10 protein-coding genes are annotated in these 18,924 nt (G+C 55.0%); 2 read left to right on the plus strand and 8 right to left on the minus strand.

Going from position 1 to position 18,924, the window contains the following annotated elements; translation table 11 throughout:
* Positions 1 to 32: 32 nt before the first annotated feature.
* From HDF15_RS05485 to HDF15_RS05505, 5 genes are all read right to left on the minus strand, one after another.
* Complete coding sequence (locus HDF15_RS05485) at positions 33 to 1,493, minus strand: hypothetical protein (RefSeq protein WP_184253528.1); 1,461 nt, start codon at positions 1,491 to 1,493, stop codon at positions 33 to 35.
* A 21-nt stretch (positions 1,494 to 1,514) separates the two neighbouring features.
* Entirely contained in the window at positions 1,515 to 2,684 is a 1,170-nt protein-coding gene (locus tag HDF15_RS05490) for a glycoside hydrolase family 27 protein (RefSeq protein WP_184253530.1), read from the minus strand.
* 97 nt (positions 2,685 to 2,781) lie between these two features.
* On the minus strand, positions 2,782 to 4,350 hold the full coding sequence (locus HDF15_RS05495) for a hypothetical protein (protein WP_184253532.1): 1,569 nt from the start codon (positions 4,348 to 4,350) through the stop codon (positions 2,782 to 2,784).
* A gap of 98 nt (positions 4,351 to 4,448) precedes the next feature.
* Positions 4,449 to 7,775 carry a TonB-dependent receptor gene (locus tag HDF15_RS05500; protein WP_221314291.1) on the minus strand — a complete coding sequence of 1,109 codons (3,327 nt, stop codon included), beginning with the start codon at positions 7,773 to 7,775 and terminating at the stop codon, positions 4,449 to 4,451.
* 446 nt (positions 7,776 to 8,221) lie between these two features.
* Positions 8,222 to 9,724 (minus strand): hypothetical protein, encoded by a 1,503-nt coding sequence (locus HDF15_RS05505; protein WP_184253536.1) that lies wholly within the window; start codon positions 9,722 to 9,724, stop codon positions 8,222 to 8,224.
* A 316-nt stretch (positions 9,725 to 10,040) separates the two neighbouring features.
* On the opposite strand from HDF15_RS05505, the gene HDF15_RS05510 reads away from it, so the two are divergent.
* The gene (locus HDF15_RS05510) at positions 10,041 to 12,203 is read left to right on the plus strand and encodes an RICIN domain-containing protein (RefSeq protein WP_184253538.1); all 2,163 of its coding nucleotides are present in this window, start codon (positions 10,041 to 10,043) and stop codon (positions 12,201 to 12,203) included.
* 81 nt (positions 12,204 to 12,284) lie between these two features.
* The gene (locus tag HDF15_RS05515; protein ID WP_184253540.1) at positions 12,285 to 13,364 is read left to right on the plus strand and encodes a hypothetical protein; all 1,080 of its coding nucleotides are present in this window, start codon (positions 12,285 to 12,287) and stop codon (positions 13,362 to 13,364) included.
* A 137-nt stretch (positions 13,365 to 13,501) separates the two neighbouring features.
* On the opposite strand, the gene HDF15_RS05520 is transcribed toward HDF15_RS05515, so the two are convergent.
* From HDF15_RS05520 to HDF15_RS05530, 3 genes are all read right to left on the minus strand, one after another.
* On the minus strand, positions 13,502 to 17,197 hold the full coding sequence (locus tag HDF15_RS05520; RefSeq protein ID WP_260330859.1) for an alpha-amylase family glycosyl hydrolase: 3,696 nt from the start codon (positions 17,195 to 17,197) through the stop codon (positions 13,502 to 13,504).
* A 394-nt stretch (positions 17,198 to 17,591) separates the two neighbouring features.
* Positions 17,592 to 17,777, minus strand: a complete 186-nt coding sequence (locus HDF15_RS05525; protein WP_184253545.1) for a hypothetical protein — start codon at positions 17,775 to 17,777, stop codon at positions 17,592 to 17,594.
* 57 nt (positions 17,778 to 17,834) lie between these two features.
* Positions 17,835 to 18,875 carry a DUF4010 domain-containing protein gene (locus HDF15_RS05530; RefSeq protein WP_184253547.1) on the minus strand — a complete coding sequence of 347 codons (1,041 nt, stop codon included), beginning with the start codon at positions 18,873 to 18,875 and terminating at the stop codon, positions 17,835 to 17,837.
* Positions 18,876 to 18,924: the final 49 nt, after the last annotated feature.

Raw genomic sequence — 18,924 nt, forward strand, 5'->3', positions numbered from 1 at the left:
TGACGCTACACCCTCACCAATGGCCCTGCCCTTCAAGGCCGGCTTACAGAGACCGTAGCTCCTACCGGGACATCGGTGATGATCCAGCTCATCGGTGCTCCTGCCACGTCGAAGGATGTTTGAGCGTGAACGGGATGACCATTCTTGATAAGGCTCGATACCGTACCGGGAAAAGCTGCCTGCCAGTGAATGGTTTCTCCTGAACGATTGGTCAAAGTGCTTCTTCTGTCTCCAAGGTGCTCCAGATCCACCACGTTTCCCCGGACACGAATGCCCTTTAGCGTAGCGCTATCGAATTCATGGAGAATTCGCGAGAAGGAATGAAGCAATGGACGCTCCGAAGTTCCATCGCCCAGCACTTCGATCCCCATCATTCCCGTAGCTATAGCTCCAATGACAGAGTAGGAGACCTCTGGGTACTCGCGCCGCTCTTTATCGGGGCGGGTAAGATCCATGATGCGTTCATATGCCGCGCGCTTCTCCCCATAGCGATAGAAGGTTTGGGCAAGATAGCTCTCCTCTTCAATCCCAATGCCATTTAAATACTTTTCCGATTCGATATAAGAGAGTGCCGCACGAATGTGGGCGGGATCTTTAACGGCCCCGAAGTAAAGGGCCATTGCATCGCCCGAGCCGTGCCTGCTGCCATCCTGAGAGAAGAAACCCATAAAGTGGTGATCTTTTTCGGACCAGGCCTTACTCTCAATGATTTCCAGGATCTTATTTGCGATATCCGCATACCGTTGAGCGTGCTTTGAATCGTGCTGACTGATGGCAACGAGTTGAAGAGATTCAAAGCCACGATACTCAGCCGCCAGCAAATCTGTCCCAAGGTTGAAACCAACCTCCCCTTCCGAATAGCTTGGAATTCCGCGCGCTTGCACGAATTGGCCTGCAGGTAAGCGCTGGTTCATGATCCTGGACCGCTTGAGAATCAGGTCCGGCTGAAGGTTCCAGGCGCTCACATAGGAGGTTGCCGTCGCATCGAAGAAACGTTGAAAAGATGGGTCGCTTATGTAAGTATCGTCCCCCGTCCAACGCCACATGCGAACGATGCTGTCGAGCAGATCGAAGTTTGCCGGCAGGTTGTACCAGAAATCCTTGTCGTTTCGATAGTCCGCGGCGGACGGCTGCCCCAGCTTATCGATCTCCCAATACCCTGCCCAATCTCTGTCAGGAGAAACCGCGGTAGCGAATCGCTTCAACATATTGCGATTCTCTGGATATAGCCCCAGGGCGGCGGCTCCCGTGGTTTGATGGGAAACGTCTCGCATACAAAACGAATCACGCCCCGGAAGCGCAGCCTCATACCATGGCCCTACAGGATCGGAGTGGTCATGCGCATAAGCCAATGCCTGTAACTTTGCCCATTGGAAGGCCTGCACCAGCTTTGGGTCCGACGACTCGAACTGCAAGTTCGATATCGGCGTTGCCGTCTGCGCATGGAGAGCAAGAGTGGTTGAGAGAACAACGACTAGAAGATATCGATTCACGACCACTCCTGCCTCCACTGACTAACGTTGCTCCAACAGGAGGACACCATGCTTAGGAACACGAAGTGATGCAGTAGGCCCAAGAACCAGCTCTTCCCTGGTCCAGAGATTCAGCAAAGACTTGCCTCTAAAGCCAGCAAGCTCCTTCAACTTAGGATCGAAGATCATTGCGGACTCGCCACGATTGAAGAACGCAATCGCTTTTTTGCCGCCCGACAAATCCTTCACCCATATCTCCATGGGACCTTCGGCCCAGACTCTTCTGCCGGGACGCCCAAGGGCATCCTGATCGATAGCGATCACCTCTCGGTTCATCAGGATGGCCTTTGTCTCCGGAGTCATCTTGCTCAGATCGTTACCCGCCAACAGAGGTGCGGATAACATTGCCCATAAGCTCATGTGCACTTCATACTCTGATTTCTTCATCCCGCCATTGCCGACCTCCAGCATGTCTGGATCATTCCAGTGTCCTGGCCCAGCGAAGCTCTCAAGTCCGGCTTGCTGAAAGCCGATCAGGGTCATGCGATCCCACGTGTCATTGATGTCGTCCGTTGTCCGCCACAGGTTTCCGCCCGCCTTCGGTGCCCACTGCCACACCGAGTACAGTCCATACTGGCAAAAGCTGTACACCATAGGACGGCCTGTCTTGACGATGGCAACGTGCATCTTCTCATAGGCCGCACGCTGCATAGCTGCGGCTTTGTCCAGGTCGTTTCCAGCCTCCTTGGCAATCAAATCTCCGAAGCTGCACTGGTCATACTTCAGATAATCGATTCCCCAGGCCGCGTAGGTCTGCGCATCCTGTTCTTCGTGACCATAGCTGCCTTCATAACCGGCGCAGGTCTTAGGTCCAGGCGAAGAATAGATTCCCAACTTGAGCCCCTTCGAATGGACATAATCCGCAAGAGCCTTCATGTCTGGAAACTTCTCGTTCGTTTGAATGATGCCATGAGCATCACGCTTGGCTTCCCATGTGTCGTCGATGTTGACGTACACATACCCAGCGTCCCGCATGCCACTGGCAACGAGGGCATCTGCGGCCGCACGCACATCGGCATCGGTTACCTTGTCAGCGAAGTGGTTCCAACTATTCCAACCCATAGGCGGGGTCGCAGCTACCGGGATGCTCTGTGCAATCAATCCCAAAGGAGCCCAAAACGCAGCCATCAAACACAACTTCCAGCTCTTCATTAGTCTTTCTCCTTGAACAGTTGAGCCGCAGCTCCATACATCGATTTAGTCTCGCATTGAAGTATGCCAGATATCCATAGCTGAAAGGTCTTTCTCTTCAGTGAATGGCAATTGCCAATCCAGGTGCGGATAGATCTCCAGGAGTCGCCTGACGGAGGCCGATCCGACGGATCACCTGGCCTGGGATCAAAAGACTCTTACCTCTGACCTGCACCATGTTGGAGATATCGATTGCCTCATCTCCAGCCAGGTCCTGCGCCAGAATACGCCTGCCCTGCAGAGGCCGATCCGAGATCAGCGTCAGGCTATCGAAATAACCAAATACTCCATACGGCCCTGGCGCGTCAGCTATCGATAGAGTTACATCGCATGCGGGCATATACCAGCCCTTGCCAACCTTCGTGCGCTCCTGCGCTGCGATAGCAACTGCACCGTTTGGAAATCTTGTGGCGAAGACAAACGGCTTCTCCCCTGTTGCCTTCACCGCAGGCAGATTTATGTTGCGCGCCAGGCAGGCAGGCGCCCCCTGTCGCACAGTCTTCCCGATGATCTCGTTTTGCCAGGTTTGACCAGGCTCAAAGAGCCAGCTATCGGTCAGAATTTCGGCACTGAGCCTAACAGAGCTCTGTCCCGGAGAGAATGGCGGTGCAATTCGCTGCCAGCGAAGCGCCCGCACAACTTCATCCATCCGCTGTTTCGCTCGCCTGGGTCCATTGAAAAACAGGTCCACATCTCCACCCGGTCTCATTCCAACCAGAGGATGCCGCAGGATACCCATCGTGCATCCCATAGCTGCGGCTACGTAAACCTCATCCTCGACATTCAACAATGCTTGAATCTCCGGGTGCCCTTCAGCCCCCTTCAGCATCTCTGCAAGCCGATCAAGCGTCGTAGGCAAAGACAGGATCGAAGTAACATCGTAGGTCCTATAGACGTCTGTGTGCCGCAGAATTTCCATCCTGTTGGAGCCCCAGGGTTGCGGACCAAACCGTCCATCTTTCTCCCAGCTACCATTCATCGGCAATTCGCCGTGTACGTGTTCCAGCGTAAGTGGAATATGGGCCTCATCGCGCAGCTTCACAAGCTCGAATGCCGGATCACCGATATCGATCTTCCAATATCTGATCTCAGCGGACTGACTGAGGCTTTCAAGATGAAGGTCTGTAGTTCCTCCTGGAGTATTACGGCACCACAATGCCGTGCCGCGCCATCCTGCCGCTTGTATTGCATGATTCAGTTTCTTAAGCCGATCGGCAGGAGCGCCGGAAAAAGAAGGAAACTTTTTCTGGTCCAGCTCGAATGTTGCAGTTCCTCCAGCCTGCCAGCCATCATCGAGAAGAAACAACACATCCTTACGAATTCTGGGGAAGAACTCCGACACCCATCCTGCCCTCCCGAAGAGAACATCCTGAGTCATAGCATCGTGCGCCAGCTTGCTGCCCGAATCACCTTCTAACACTTTAGGATCGAGCTTCGAGAGATGCTGGCCATACATATAATTCTGCACGGCCCAGGTGCACCAGTAATTCGGCTTGCCGGAAGGCTCCTCTGGCACCAGGCTACTTCCTGTTTTTTTCAGAGAAGTATTACCTTCTGCAAGCCCCTCTGCCTGAGACAAAACAGCCGCTGCCATCAGGGCAGCTAGAAACTCTCTCCTATCCACCATCTTGCGGATTCCTTTCCACGTTATCTTTCCCTCGTCGAACATAGCCTGCCGGCTCCTCCTGGGCAGAGGATGCCGGCAGTGCCGGATGCAGTGTGTGATTAGAAGGTCAGATGGGCGCCCAACTGAAGATTGCGTGGAGGGCCGTTCGTACCCGTAATGGTGCCAAACAATGGATTCTGGCTGGTGCAGCACGTTGTGTTTGGATTTCCCATGTGCGGATTGTTAAGGGCATTGAAGGCATCGACCTGAACACTAATGTTCATCTCGTCATGAATTTTTTCAGACTTGGACAAGGAGAGATCGACGTTTTCATATCCCGGCCCGAACACCTTACCCACTCCTGAATTTCCAAGTTGATATTGTGCTGGAGTTGTAAAGCAGCTTGTATCGAACCATTCAGAAGGCTTCTTCACCTTGCCTACAGCAGCGCAGGTAAGTTCAGCCCTATTGCTTACACCATTGTTCAGATTGTCGGAGGAGATTCCGAAGGTTAGGGGCTGCCCCGATTGCAATAGAGTGATCGTGCTCAACTGCCATCCGCCTGCGATATATTGCACAGCGCGAGGGCTACTTGTTAGCCACCGGCGTCCTTGGCCGAAAGGAAGCTGATAAGTAAGACTGGCAACAAAGATCTGCGGAACGTCCGGTGCCTGTCCTGTACCTAGTCCACGATTCAAACGATCCTGCCCAGGAATAGGATCGAAGATATTCATGTCGTCTATCTCTTTGGACCAGGTATAGGCCACGCGTCCTTGCAGATCGTGCGAAAACCTCATCGTTACTTCCGCCTGCAACGCGTTATAGCTGGAGGCTCCATCAGCGCCATAGTAGTTAATCGACGAGGCATTAGGGGAGATCTGATAATACGGTCGCCGGGTAATCTGATCGCCAGGCCCAGGCTCCGGCGTATTGATATTTCTCTCTCTAAATAAGTGCGTCCCTTTCGTCCCGACATAGGTGAGTGTAAAAGCCGATTGAGCGGTGAGTTGTTGCTGTATACCGATGTTCCACGAATTGGCGTTGTCGGGCCGGAAGTTTTTCGCCATATACGCTACCGACGAGTTAGGCTGCGGAGTGACCGGGGCAGCGGTTGAAAGCGGAACAAATCCAGGCAGGCCATCGGTGCTCACCTGCGTCCACGGTGTATAGGCAAACTGCTGGTTCAGATAGAACTGTTCGAAGAAAGGAAAGTTACGCTCGAGACTGCCGCCGATACCGCCATAGTTAGCCGTGAACGTTGTCATGCCAAACGCACCGCGAATCGCGGTCTTTCCATTGTTGGGAGAGTATGAAAATCCAACGCGGGGAGCAACATTTCCATAGTAATTATCGACGTTCGGGGCACGATTACCTGAGGTCGCGATATCGAGCAATCCCGTTGTCAGGTTGAAGTTGGATTGGCGATTGAACTTATCTACGGGCTGTGTAACAACGTCCCAGCGCAGGGCAAGGTTCAAGGTCAGACTCTTGTTTACGATGTACGTGTCCTGTCCATAGACACCCCAGAGATTAGCGCGCGTAGCTGGATCGGTATTCACAAATCCTCTGTATAACGACGAGGGAAGCCCCAGCAGAAAGCTTGCAAAGCCGTTGCCGCCCATAGAGTCGGGGCAGGAGGGTTGGTTCGTACAACTGCTCGTATAGTCCGAGTTGAAGGAGAAGCTTCCGCTCTGGTTGGCGTTGGCGTTCGTCAACGACGCCTGCAGCCGCCTGTAGTCTTCACCCACTGTCAGGGTATGTTTACCTAATACCTTGGTGAAGTTATCCGTGATCTGGTAGATGTTCGTAATACGATGGGCATCTGTATAGTCCTGCGACCCTGTCGCCGCGACATTGCCAGGGTTGAAGATCGCCAGTCCAGAGGCTCCGGGGAACCCGGCAATATTGCCGTTTGGAATGCCAAGGGTCGTATTTTCATTTGTCCCAAAGTCGTTGCCGAAGTCCTTCGTGTAGAACCGATTGAAACCGAAGCGCAGCTCATTCGTCGCCGACGGAGAGAAGGTGTGATCATATCCGACCGCAGCATTATGCATTCTGTTCTGGGCATTGACGTTGCTGATATTGATCCACTGCGTCCCCGGAGAGGGAGCCGTTAGATCGCGCCGCTGATAGGACTCACGCCCGAAGAGTCGGTCTCCATTGTGCAGCTGATAGTCGACCTTTACGTCGAATTGGTGCGTGTCATCCGTTTGAGTGTTGTTCGCAATGTAATTGTTCACAATGCTGTTTTGGTTCGTTGCTTCAGGCCATATATTTGCCGCACCCACCATGCGTGATGCAACGGCATCGAAACGAGCAGCCGGAATCTGATAGGCCTGCCCCTGGACAGTCGTAACTAGAGGAAAGGGCTTTTGCGTGGTGGGGTCATAGATTGCCGGAAATTGGCTGGCGAGGAATAATCCCTGCTTCATTAGATCGGTCGGCACCGTCAGGTTGTAGTAGACACCGTTGTCCAGCAGCAGCCCCTGGTAGTCCACAAAGAAGAAGGCCTTGTTCTTGATCATGGGGCCACCCAGCGAGCCTCCAAACTGATTCGATCTGTCCGGAGCTTTGGAGGTGGAATCCCATGCGGTCGCGTTCAGGGAATCGTTACGGAAGAACTCATAGGCCGAACCATGAAACTTGTTCGTTCCGGATTTAATCAGCGCATTGACCTGGGCGCCTCCATAGGTGCCTACTGTGGCATCTGCGTTGGCGGTCGAAACCTTCACCTCCTGGAGAGCGTCCAGAGCCGGCGTCACCGTCATGAACGCATTCAGCAACTCCATGTTGCTGACGCCGTCCAGAGTATAGGTAGTTCCTGACCAGGGCATGCCATTCACGCTGGCGGTAATCGCCGTTTGAGCCCCGGCACCCGCTGCAGCCTCCGGAGCACTGGATGGACCTGTCGCGACAGCTCCGGGAACGGTATCCACTAACTGCGAAAAGATCCTGCCGTTGAGGGGCAGATTTTTAATATCCCTTTCGTTCAACACCTCACCGAGCGAGGAGCCGGTGGTGTCTACCAATGGATTTCCGGCAGTTACTTCGACGGACTGGTTGGCCATACCGACCTCTAGCTTGATGTCGTCCCGGTTGGCATTATCGACAGTCACCACATTCCCACTCGAGATCACGGTGCGAAAGCCCTTCGCTTCCACCTTGACCTGATAGTTTCCCGGCGGCAGATTGTCGACGCGGTATTCACCGGACGAGTTTGATTTGGTCTTCGCAACGGAGCCGGTGTCCTGGTTGGTAATGGTGACGACAGCCCCCGGAACGACCGCATTGGTCGCGTCCTGGATTGTCCCGACGATGCGCCCACTTACGCCCTGGCAAAAGGCCAGAGGCGTGACCGCCAACAAGCAAACCAACATCAGCAACCTGGCTGCAAGATTTTTCGGCCACTTATACTTCGCGGTCTTTTTATGTGTGGATATTTCCATCTGCATAGAGCCTCCTCCGGCTTTCTTCCTTCGTTTCCTGGCTTCTACGCGTACCTGCTATCCGCAACTCAGTCTGATCTTTCAGAAAAGGTATTTTTGCGCGAGCCGTGCAGTTGACGGAGTTAAAACATCCGCTTCATCAACGCTCGAAACGGTAGCGGGGCGAAACTACGGCAGTCTAGTTACCGGAGGGCTACGAATATCTGCAACGTGCACGTTACAGGCGCTTTTGGAGGATGTTTCATCTACGTTACATGGCTCGTTACATAGAATTTCGGCATAAAGAATGGAGGAAATATCTGGAGTTATTCCACGGGTTCCTACTTTGAGGGTCTTATCAGGAAGAACTCGCAAGTGATATCGAGCGACCGGGCATAACTCTACCCTGTCGCTTCGGTGAGGAAGCGAACTTTCTAACGAGTAACGAGACTGGGGCTAGAAGCTTCTTAATGACCTGAGGCTTGAGGGGTAGGTCCGCCGGCGCCGCTCGGCGGCTGAGCATGGAGCTTGTGTACTGCCATCAGGTCGGCCTGCAGAACCTGATACCCCTTCTCAAGATGAGAACGTATCAGGGCCTGAAACAAGGGTGTTTCGCCCTTTGCAGCGGATATTTCGGAGTCGGCCAGAATTTTGGATAGCTGCTCCACCCCCAGCTTCGAAGTGGCGAACATCGCTACGCCTTCCGTCCCCTTCGTATCCAGTCCTCCCAGGACGGCAATATATCGCCCTGGAACTACACCGGGTTGAATGGACATAAGGCCGTAGTCCGTCTTCAATATCTGGGTAACCGGGTCTCGCTCCGTATGGTAAGCCGGGCTTTCATTGGCTCGCGGGTGCGCATTCAGAATCTGGGCTCTCCATTGCTCATGCCGTGAATCGGGATTATCAAACGTAAAATCTCCCGTATCGATAAGTTGGGCCACCGCAATATTCTGGAAGGGGGAGCCGAATAAAATGACATTGTGTTGCTTCAGATCGTCGGGAGTCAGATCGCGGCTGGGTTTGATCGTTGCCTTTACGCCCATCTGTCCAAAGAGATTCGACAACATCGCAATGGCCTGAAGTTCTCCCGTGCCAGTATAGCCATTTTCATAGTGGAGCTTACCAGCCTGGGCAACAAGGGCTGGATTCGAAGCAAACTGCCGCGCAAGGTGCGGATCAACAGCGGCACCGCGACTATCGCTCGCCCCCTGGCGGAACCGGAAGAGATCGTTGGAGTCGTCCAGAAGAAACACAGCATCCGGATAGGCAATGACTGGAGCGGAGTCGTTGCCGAGGAGATTGGCCCAAAATGCCTTCACCGGATCGGCGGATCTCCCCAAAGCTACTTCTGGATTGGAAGAGAAAGTTTCAACTCCAGAGCGCATCTGCCTGGTGCCAATCCAGAAACCAGCTCCAAAGACCACCAGCAACGCTACGGCAACCAACGCACGACCAGAAGAGATCCAGCTCGAGCGAGGTCTTTTCGTAGCTGTTGAGGGGAGACTCTCCTCCACCTTGTGCTCCAGCAACCGGGTCGTGACGGAGACGGTTGTATCCAGCCGAGGGGAAGCAGCGGGCTCGTGTGCCGCTACTGGAACTGCAATCTCTTCGAAGCTCGGCAGGTAGTGCCCTTTGGGGATCTCGACCAGGATAGGGTCGTGACTGCCTTCGGCATCATAATACTCTTTCAGCTTCTGCCGCAGGCGATGGATCTGAACCCGAACGATCGTGTCCGTCTTGGGATCGAAGTCCTGTTTGCGGCCAAAGGCCTCAACGCCGATTGTGTACTCTTTAAGCCCTTCCGTGGTCCCGGCAATAGCTTTATCCGCCACAAATTGAAAGAGCTGCTGCAACGTCGAGGCATTTCGGAAGGTAGCGGAATGGAGAATCCGATGAACCTGTTGTTGGCACTGCTCGGATGTAGGAACAGCACGCTGTGTGGTTGCTAATGCATCCGCGTGTCCCAAATCCAGCCCTCCAGAGTTCAAATGTGAGCACGAGTTTAGCAGTTTGCAGATAGGGCACACAAACACGCCTTATCCCCTGACAAACCGTCCTGGCCAGAAGCAGGCCTAACGTAGATGGAGCTCTGGCGCCGGATGTGACGCGACTGTCTCCACTGGTTTACGATCACGCTAACATGCTCCTTCGCCATTCTTGACATCCTCGCCCGAGGGGAACCGCGACCTCTGCACGACCCTACAGATCGAAAACCCTAACCGAAATTCCGTTCAATCGCTCCAAAGATGCCAGATTCGATACATAGCCCCTAAAGGATGCCCTATGCCACTCATTGCACGCTGTCCTGCCCGAAAGCTGATGGTCTTAGTCCTTGGCTCATTTCTCGGTGTTTCGCTGCACGCGCAAACGACCAGTCCTGTAAATGTACTGACCCAGCATAATGACAACGCCAGAACAGGTGCGAACCTGAGTGAGACAGTGCTGACCCCGGAGAATGTCAACTCCAGCCAGTTTGGGAAATTATTTTCTGTCGCAGTCGACGGTCAGGTATTCACGCAGCCCCTCTATGTGTCGAATCTTGCCATTCCCAACAAGGGAACCCACAATGTTGTCTACATCGCAACCATGAATAACAGCGTCTATGCGCTTGACGCAGACAGCGGTCAGCAATACTGGAAGGCGAACTTTGGAACTCCGGTTCACCCCTGTGATGTGGAATGGCACAACAATATCACTCACGGTTCCGGCGTCGGGATTTTAGGTACCCCGGTGATAGACCCTTCCACCAATACGATCTACTTCGTATCGCGCAATGAAGCCAACTTCAATCCCACTCTATGCAATTGGAATTCATCGGCCCAATCGACCGGAGTCAATCAGGGAACTTTTACGCAGTGGCTTAATGCGCTCGATATTACTACCGGTGCTCCCAAGTTCGGCAGTCCTGTTCAGATTCACGCTACATACACCACAAGTGACGGAACGCTGACCTTCGATCCCAAACTTCAGAATCAACGGCCTGCTCTGACTCTGTCCAATGGAAATCTCTATATCGCCTGGTCGTCTCACGACGATCTTGGTGCGTATCACGGTTGGATCATCTCCTATACAGCGAGCAACCTCGCCCAGGATCATGTCTACAGCGATACGACGTCCGGAACACTCGGAGGCATCTGGCAGGCCGGACAAGGGCTCACGGTGGACAGCAACGGAAACCTGCTTGTCTCGACAGGTAACGGAAGCTTCGGCGCATCACCCACGGGGGTGATTCAGACCGGAAACAGCTTCGCGAAGCTCTCTCCCGCTCTAGCGCTGCTCGATTACTTTACCCCATCCAATAGCGCCGTTCTGAATAGTGGCGACCAGGATCTAGGAGCCTCCGGGCTGCTCAGCATTCCAGGAACTACCCTAATAACAGGTGGCGGCAAGCAGGGACGCCTCTACCTTGTAGACATCAATAATATGGGGCACTTCAATGCCGCTTCCGATGAAGTGCAGCAAGAGTTCCAGGCGATCTTTGGAAATGGTACCCAGCATATTCACGGCACGCCAATCTACTTCAACAGCCCGTCGGCAGGTCCCCTCATTTATGTGTGGGGTGAGAACGACTTCCTCAGAGCCTTCTCCTTCAACACCACATCGCAGATGATCAATACGACGCCGGTTGCGATGAGCGCGATGACGGCTCCTATGACGAACAACAACGCTGCCATGCCGGGTGGTTTCCTGTCGATCTCAGCCAATGGAAATGCGAACGGGATCATCTGGGCCAGCACACCCTATAAGGGCGATGCCGGGCAAGCCACGACAGAGGGCGTTCTGCATGCTTTCGATGCGTCGAGCCTCCTGGAATTGTGGAACGACAAGCAGAACGAGCCGCGCGATGAGATTGGAAACTTTGCAAAATATGTTCCCCCCACCGTGGCCAATGGAAAGGTGTTTGTCCCAAGTTTCGGAGCTCTCAATTCGCCGGATGGATCCGGCGCTCTCAATGTGTATGGCCTGCTGCCAAATGGAGTTCCTCCCACCAATTTGCTTGCGAATGGAACCTATGTCGTCACAAGTGTTCATAGCGGATTGGCGATCGATGATCCCGCTCTCTCTACGACCCCCGGCACGGTGATGCAGCAGTACACCGTCAATGGTGGCAAGAACCAGAGCTGGACGCTTACGAATGTGGCAAACAATGTGGTTTATCTGGTCAACCAGGCCAGCGGTCTGGCGCTCGAGGTCTCCGGAGGCTCCAAGGCGAACAGCGCGCTCGTCGACCAGAACGCCTATGCCGGCAGTGCGTGGCAGCAGTGGCAGGTGACCGCCCTTGGCGGAAGCGCCTATGAACTTACAAATGTACAAAGCGGACAGGCGCTTGATGTGGACGCAGGATCGACAACACCCGGCGCGCAACTCGATCAATTTCCATATAAAGGATCGGCCTGGCAGCAATGGAGCTTCTCGCCGTCCAGTGCAGGCGCACCGGCACCCTAACAGGAAAGGTCGATCAACCAGGATGTCCGCAGTCCATTGGCTGCGGACATCCTGCCAGTTTCGATGCGGAGCATAAAAGGCGTGAAGAAGAACAGAGATCGTGAATTATCCCTGCGCTATCAGGCACTCCTTGCGGGCGTCATCCTGATCTGCGCCACTTGCGGGACATCGGCAGGCCAGGCCAAGGACGCGGGCTCCCACTCGCCACGCTATAGGGTCGTAGATCTGGGCGCATTCATGGCGCGCGAGATCGACGAAAGACCCGGGCTCAATCAGAAAGAACACGTGGCTTCCTGGCAGGTGATTCTCCAAACGCATACGAAAGCGGCGCTGGTTGATAGCCAGCGCTCCATGTTGATTGGAAACCCCTCACAGATGGGCAACAGTTTTGCCTTTGGCATTAATGACAAAGACGAACTGGCAGGCATCCTCGAATCGCCCAATGATCTGCGGCACACCCAGGCGTTTTATTACAAAGAAGGTGCCCTGCAGATCCTGCCTGCCTTAGGAGGGCGTTTCGCGGTCGCGAAATCCATCGCGAACAATGGACGGATTACAGGGAACGCGGAGACTCCGGATAAGCACGTGCATGCCGCCACGTGGTTACATGGAGCTGTCTATGATCTCGGCACGTTGCCGGGCGGGGATTTCAGCCGCGCCTTTGAAGGAAACGATTCAGGCGATATAGCAGGTGAGTCGAACACGGCTCCCAACGGCAAGACCCACGCGGTGCTTTGGACGAACGGCAGCGTCCATGATCTCGGACTCCTCTCCGGAGGCTCCTTCAGCAGCGCGCTCGCTGTCAATCACAGGCACCAGGCCGTGGGATTCGCGGATGACGATGAAGGGGGATCGAGAGCCGTACTTTTCTCCTCCGGCAAGGTAACCGACCTGGGCTCCCTGGGAGATGAACCAAGCAGCGCGCTCAGCATAAACGATGCAGGACAGATCGTCGGTGGCTCTCCCGTCGCCGAGGGGAAGATGCGGGCCTTTCTATGGGAGAAAGGTCATCTCGTGAATCTGAATAAGTTCATCCCTCAAGATTCAGGTTGGCTGCTCATGACAGCCTATCGGATCAATGCGGACGGGGACATACTGGCAGAAGGCTTTCATAATGGGACAACGCATCTTTGCCTGCTCATCCCCACAACCAAACATTGAGAAACGGAAGTCGGTGAAGACAGGCGTTTTGCCATACGAGTAGCGATGGCATGAAACTAGTTGAGGTTAGTGAAGAAGTTCTCGATCAGATGCCCCTCTTGATAGAGGGGCATCCACGATAGCGTCAATTTGGCATCTTAGCTGCGTTTTCCTGCAACCTCTAAAGAAGCCAAATCGGACGAAGACTTCTTTTCTAAGGAGCGGGTGGACAGCGATTTCTTACTCTTCTTCACGGAGACGAGGTTAAGAAAAAGCTTCACATCATAAGAAACGCTTCCAGCAGCGCGGGCCACCTCTTCGACAATGGAAGCGATCTCGGCGGCGGCCTCCAGGGGCGACGGGCTTCCGGCTGCCTCGATCAAAGCAGGCAGTTGAAGCCAGCAGATGAGCGCCTCGAAGCGTTCCTTGTTGAAGTACCCATTCTCATTGATTCCGGCGAGCCAGCGAACATCGGGATCTTGCCAGAACTCTTCCGAATAGATGGCAGCCAGATAGGTGCCCTCGGAGTTCATCTTGAGCAGGACCCGTGCTTGAGCCGCTACTCTCCATGCCTGCTCTCCCTCTACCCCCAGAGCAGAGGACATCTCCGCGAGCGCTCTTCGCAACTGGAGTTCATCGTAGAGAACAAGTCCGGAGGCCGGCGAAGAAAGTGCGCCGAGCGCGATCCATGCAAGTACAGATCCCCATACCTCTCGGCAGTTGATGCTGATGTCACTGCAAGGCAGGACGGAGCGGACAGCGATCTCTAAGGTCTCAGGAAAGACTGAGACCAGGTAAGGAAGATGAACGGAGGCCAGCGCCATCGTAACGTAGTCTTCTGATTTGGCTTTTGCAGACTCCGTGACAGCCTTTGCCTCAGCTCTTTCTCCCATCACTCCCAACTGCGAGAGCTCCATCGCTGTCTGAACAAAAACAGGCACCTTGGCGATGAAATCATCGAGTCTTGAATCGAGGATGTCGCTGCTGTTTACGACAGGTTCAATCTGAGACTCTACGATCTGTTCTTCGTCCGCGACCGGAAGTATGCTGGGTTCAGCCTCCGCCTTGACCTCCTGGATTTGAACCATGAGATCCCTGGCCACTCCCGAGAACGCCTGCACATTCGCCACGCTGACCGTCTGGCGTAAAGCATCTACCAGGGGTTGCAGGCGAAGCTGAGAAAGCGCCTCATCCACGCTGTAAACCCCTGAACCGTTGAGCGCATCGCACAGGCGATCCCAGGGCTGCACTGCAGACGACTGCAGCCCGCGCCAATTCAACAGCACAGCATGTTGGTATCCCCGCAGAGCCAGAGAAAGACCCTGATCCCGGAAAGAGGACGCTCTCCGCAGATACTCGAGCCCAAGAACCGTATCGCGATAGGCGATGACGATGTTCTCGTCGTGCGGCAGCGCCAGCCCGTCACTCAGGCTCCTCTGCTGCAGCGAGCCGTTGGACTTATCCAGAAATCCGACCGACATATGGATCGTACCGTACGTCGATCCGTAGCTGTTGTTGTAGAAGATGATCGCGCGTTGGTCACCGGAGCGGTTCGAATAGGCAAAAACATTTTCATCTACCGTACCGTGGCTGTTCCAGAAGTCATAGAGCACGAAATTAGTGCTCTCGGCAAAGAGCTGGCGGTTCTTGAGCAGCGGAGCGATCTGATGCTGATGCCGCGCGATCAGGTCTTCGTTCGGATGCTCATCCAGCCGCGCCTGCTTGAAGTCCATGCCATAGCGTTCGGTGTAGCCTTCGACCTGGCCGTGGCCGAACATGGGTAAGCCAGGCAAGGTAGCGAGCAGGACGGAGACCCCGAAGTACTTATCGCCCGAGCCGAATTGATCGATGGCAGTCCGCTCATCCGGATTGCTCATGAAGTTCACATAGCGCTTCAAGATGTCCGGATCGAACTCCACAGTCTTCTTCAGATACGACCGGTACTTGGCATTCTCTTCGTCGCGCAGCATGTTCATGAACGCACTGTTGTAGACGCGATGCATCCCCAAGGTCCGAACGAAGTAGCCCTCCAGCAGCCAGAAGGCTTCGGCGAGCAACAAGGTTCCGGGCACCTCCACGGCGACGCGGTCAACGACCTCGCGCCAGAACTCGTGTGGCATCAGGGCATCGAACGCCTCTTGCGACATGGCGTTCTCCGCTCTCGAGGGGATCGATCCCCCTGCGCCAGGAAGCGGGAACCAGAGCCGCTGCACGTGGCGCTTCGCAAGCACCATCGCCGCATCGAACCGGATAATCGGAAAGCGACGTGCGACGTCGAGAATGACCTGAATGACGTGCTCACGCACCTCAGCCTTGGAGTAATCCAACTGTGCGGTATCGTTCCAGGCAAACGTCGTTCCATCATTACCGTGATACATGTAGCGAGTGCTGCCGTCGCGATGATGGCGCAGACGAAACACAACGGCTGCATCCGTCTGGTCGTAGTAGTGGTCTTCGATCTTGATCTCGACACGACTGTCGTTGGATAGATCCGGCCCCTCAAAATGGTACGCGGGAAATGGGCTCTCCCAACGCGACAAGAACCATTCGGGATGCTCGATCACCCACGTTGAATCAATCCCCATGTGATTGGGAACCATGTCGCTTGCCAGCCGAAGGCCAGCCCTGGCAGCCCGATTGCGCAGATTCTCGTAGGCCGCTTCACCACCGAGATCTTCAGCGATCCGATAATCCTTCAGCGAATAAGCGGAAGCTACGGCGTCACTATTACCCCGAAGCCGCTTGATCGTCTTTGAAGCGGAGCTCCGCTCCCACAGGCCTATCAGCCACAAGCCGGTGATGCCTCGAGTAGCCAGCAAATGCAGCTCTTCATCAGGAATCTGATCCAGCCGATGGATGTGGCGGCCATATTTTTTGGACAACTGCTCCAGCCAGACATAGGTGCTCTTGGCAATCAGAACAACGGTGGGCATCCAGGCCTGATCGGCGCTGAAAGCCTCGTACTCGTTCAGGGGCGCTTGATAGCCTGCCGCATAACGGCGCCGCTTTGTGCCGTCCGGATCGGTGATGAACTCCGAGTCGAAGCCGATAAACTCGTCTCCGACGAAGCCTTCACCTGTGCGTCCGTTGGGTCCATGGCGATGCCTGTCCGGACCGGCGGGATGGAACCTCATCCAAATCGCGACTTCTTCTTCGCGAAGAATATCGATCGCAAGCAACACTCTCTTCAAGTCTTCGCCAAGATATTGCGACCAGTTCTCCCGGATGAAATCCAACTGGCCGGTAAGAGAATCGGGCGAGGCAAGCATCGGTGCCCGCAAAGCGTCCAACAGGCTTCCCAGGCCGGGAGCAATCGGAGGCCGGGTGACGAAGAAGTTCGGAAGATTCGTGGTGACACCTTTATAGGCTGTCTGCTGCTTGAGTTCCTGGTCCTCAAACAACAGGCGGAAGGAGGAAAGCGCCGGATTGCTGTTTGCCAGCCAGAGGAGCATCATCTCCTCGAAAGCAGCCTCCCGGTTGGACATCCCTTCTGTACTTCCCTGCAGCCATTGGCTGGCAGTCAACTCACCCCGATACACGGCGACAGTCGGAAACTGCTCCGTGAAGGCAAGGAGCAGCCGTTCCAATTGAACAGGGGTTACCTGCTGGCCAAACCAGCGAATCGCGTCGGCAAGAATAGCTGGATCTTTCTCCTGACGGTAGCGGGCAACGAGCGCATGGCTCAACTCATCGATCAAGCCCATCGCAAACAGCGCGCCGGCGTTGATGGTCTTTTCGGGAGAGGCCTCCGCTCCCTGGAGTTCATTCAGCTGGTGGGCGAGCTTCCGGCTGACAGCGACGTTCGCAAAGACCACATTCCCGGTAAAACTGAACAACAGATCGTCTAAATTCAATCGTTCTCGGATCTCTTTGGAAATGTGAAATTCCATTCAGAATGGCCCTTCTGGCGACTTTTCGCCTGCTAGCTGGTTAGAGCGTCTCAGAGCTTGTTCGGTTGCGAAGTAGGCGCGCCATAGGACGACATCTGAGTTCCGGACAACGATACATATAGTTTGATGCAAAACATGGGCCCAGACATTTCCTTCCGGAAAGAGGCTCTCATGAGCAGTCTCTTCTTTCTACTCGATCCGGCTGGACCACTCAGCTTACCGGCAGTCACCATCCTAACCAAACGGATGCAAGGACTGCTCCATGGTTTGCATGGATTCAGAAAGGCCGTGTGCAAGACAAAGTTTCCACAAGGGCGGCATCGCGGAAATGCCTATGCCGCCATCATTGCACAACAGCCTAGCGGAATAGTCCATGCCAATGTGTCTGCAGAACGATCATGGCGATGCCTCCTGCCATCTGGAGGACCGTGGCCAGCGTTATCTCTTTGATGATGGGTTTGGCATGGGTATGTCGATAGAGGATAGGCAGGTTGACTGCGGTGCTGACGATCGAAGTCACCACGGTAGCCAGACCTGCCTGCATCGCGGTCGCCTTGCCATGGGCAACAAGATTGGCAGCAGCAGCCGTCGTGCTCGCGCTTTAAACCGTGCCGCCGACCATACTCACAGCCAGCAGGCCGGCATTGCCAAGCCAGCGTGTGGCTGCCGTCCCGATTACCTGAATCAGAATAAACAGCCCACCCATTCGAAAGACCTTCGCGAAGGAGACCGGAGAGGGCAGGTTCAGGTCCATCTCCTGCTCTTCGTCACGTGGCCGATGCCTGCGCCACACAAAGAATCCAGCAATCGCCGTCATCGTCAGCATGGGAGCCATCGCAAAGGGCACTGCATCGTGTGCAAAGATCGCGAGCAGAAGAAGGTTGCGCGCGAACATCGCAACGGACGTCAGAAGAACGGCCACAACTGTCTGCGACAGCAGACCTGAAGCAGGCAATGTCTCCGCGAACTCTGCGGTCGCCGCCGTAGAGTTGACCATGCCGCCCAGCACGGCTGTCAGCGCCACACCACGCTTCCCATACACGCGAAGCAGGATGTAATTCACGAATCCGATGCAGGCCACGACCAGGATCGTTACCCAGGCGTCGCGAGGCTGCAGCAGCTCCCAGGGATCGATGTACCGATTGGGCAGCAATGGCCAGACGACAAACCCGAAGAGCCCCAGCATCAGCGCGCTGCGAATCTCCTCCGGCTTTACGCCTCCCGCAAAAGCGCGAAACTGCGGTTTCAAGGAGAGCAGCCAGGTCGTCACGATGCCACAGGCGGTTGCGGTAAAGATGTGTCCCTCGCCGCTCAGCGCTCCCAACACAAAGGTGAGGATCAAGGCTGCGGAGGTGGTGCCTTCGACCGATTGAGAGGCCAGGATGTCCCGGAGGTTCAACAACGCGGCAAGGATAAGGACTCCGACCATACCGGTGATCAGCACCGGCATCGGCATCATCGCCGTCAGGCCGCCGATCAGCGCCGCCAGACTGAAGGTGCGGACGCCGAAGTCCTTGTGCGACCACTGCCGCTCAAATCCGATCAGGAGCCCGATCGCCAGGGCAACCCCCAGCTTCACCGCTGTCACCAACGGCGGAAACTCGGCGGAGCTGGCATGCAGCCGTTCGATCCAGGAATGCATTCAGTCACCCCGTCACGGACAAGTATTTCCCGATTGTAGGGCCTTAGAC

The organism is Granulicella mallensis (assembly GCF_014203225.1).
Classification (GTDB): domain Bacteria; phylum Acidobacteriota; class Terriglobia; order Terriglobales; family Acidobacteriaceae; genus Granulicella; species Granulicella mallensis_A.

Coding starts and splice junctions, on each gene's coding strand:
- HDF15_RS05490 (WP_184253530.1), bottom strand. CDS start 2,684: ATGAAGAGCTGGAAGTTGTGTTTGATGGCTGCGTTTTGGGCTCCTTTG.
- HDF15_RS05495 (WP_184253532.1), bottom strand. CDS start 4,350: ATGGTGGATAGGAGAGAGTTTCTAGCTGCCCTGATGGCAGCGGCTGTT.
- HDF15_RS05500 (WP_221314291.1), bottom strand. CDS start 7,775: ATGGAAATATCCACACATAAAAAGACCGCGAAGTATAAGTGGCCGAAA.
- HDF15_RS05510 (WP_184253538.1), top strand. CDS start 10,041: ATGCCACTCATTGCACGCTGTCCTGCCCGAAAGCTGATGGTCTTAGTC.
- HDF15_RS05525 (WP_184253545.1), bottom strand. CDS start 17,777: ATGCAGGCAGGTCTGGCTACCGTGGTGACTTCGATCGTCAGCACCGCA.
- HDF15_RS05530 (WP_184253547.1), bottom strand. CDS start 18,875: ATGCATTCCTGGATCGAACGGCTGCATGCCAGCTCCGCCGAGTTTCCG.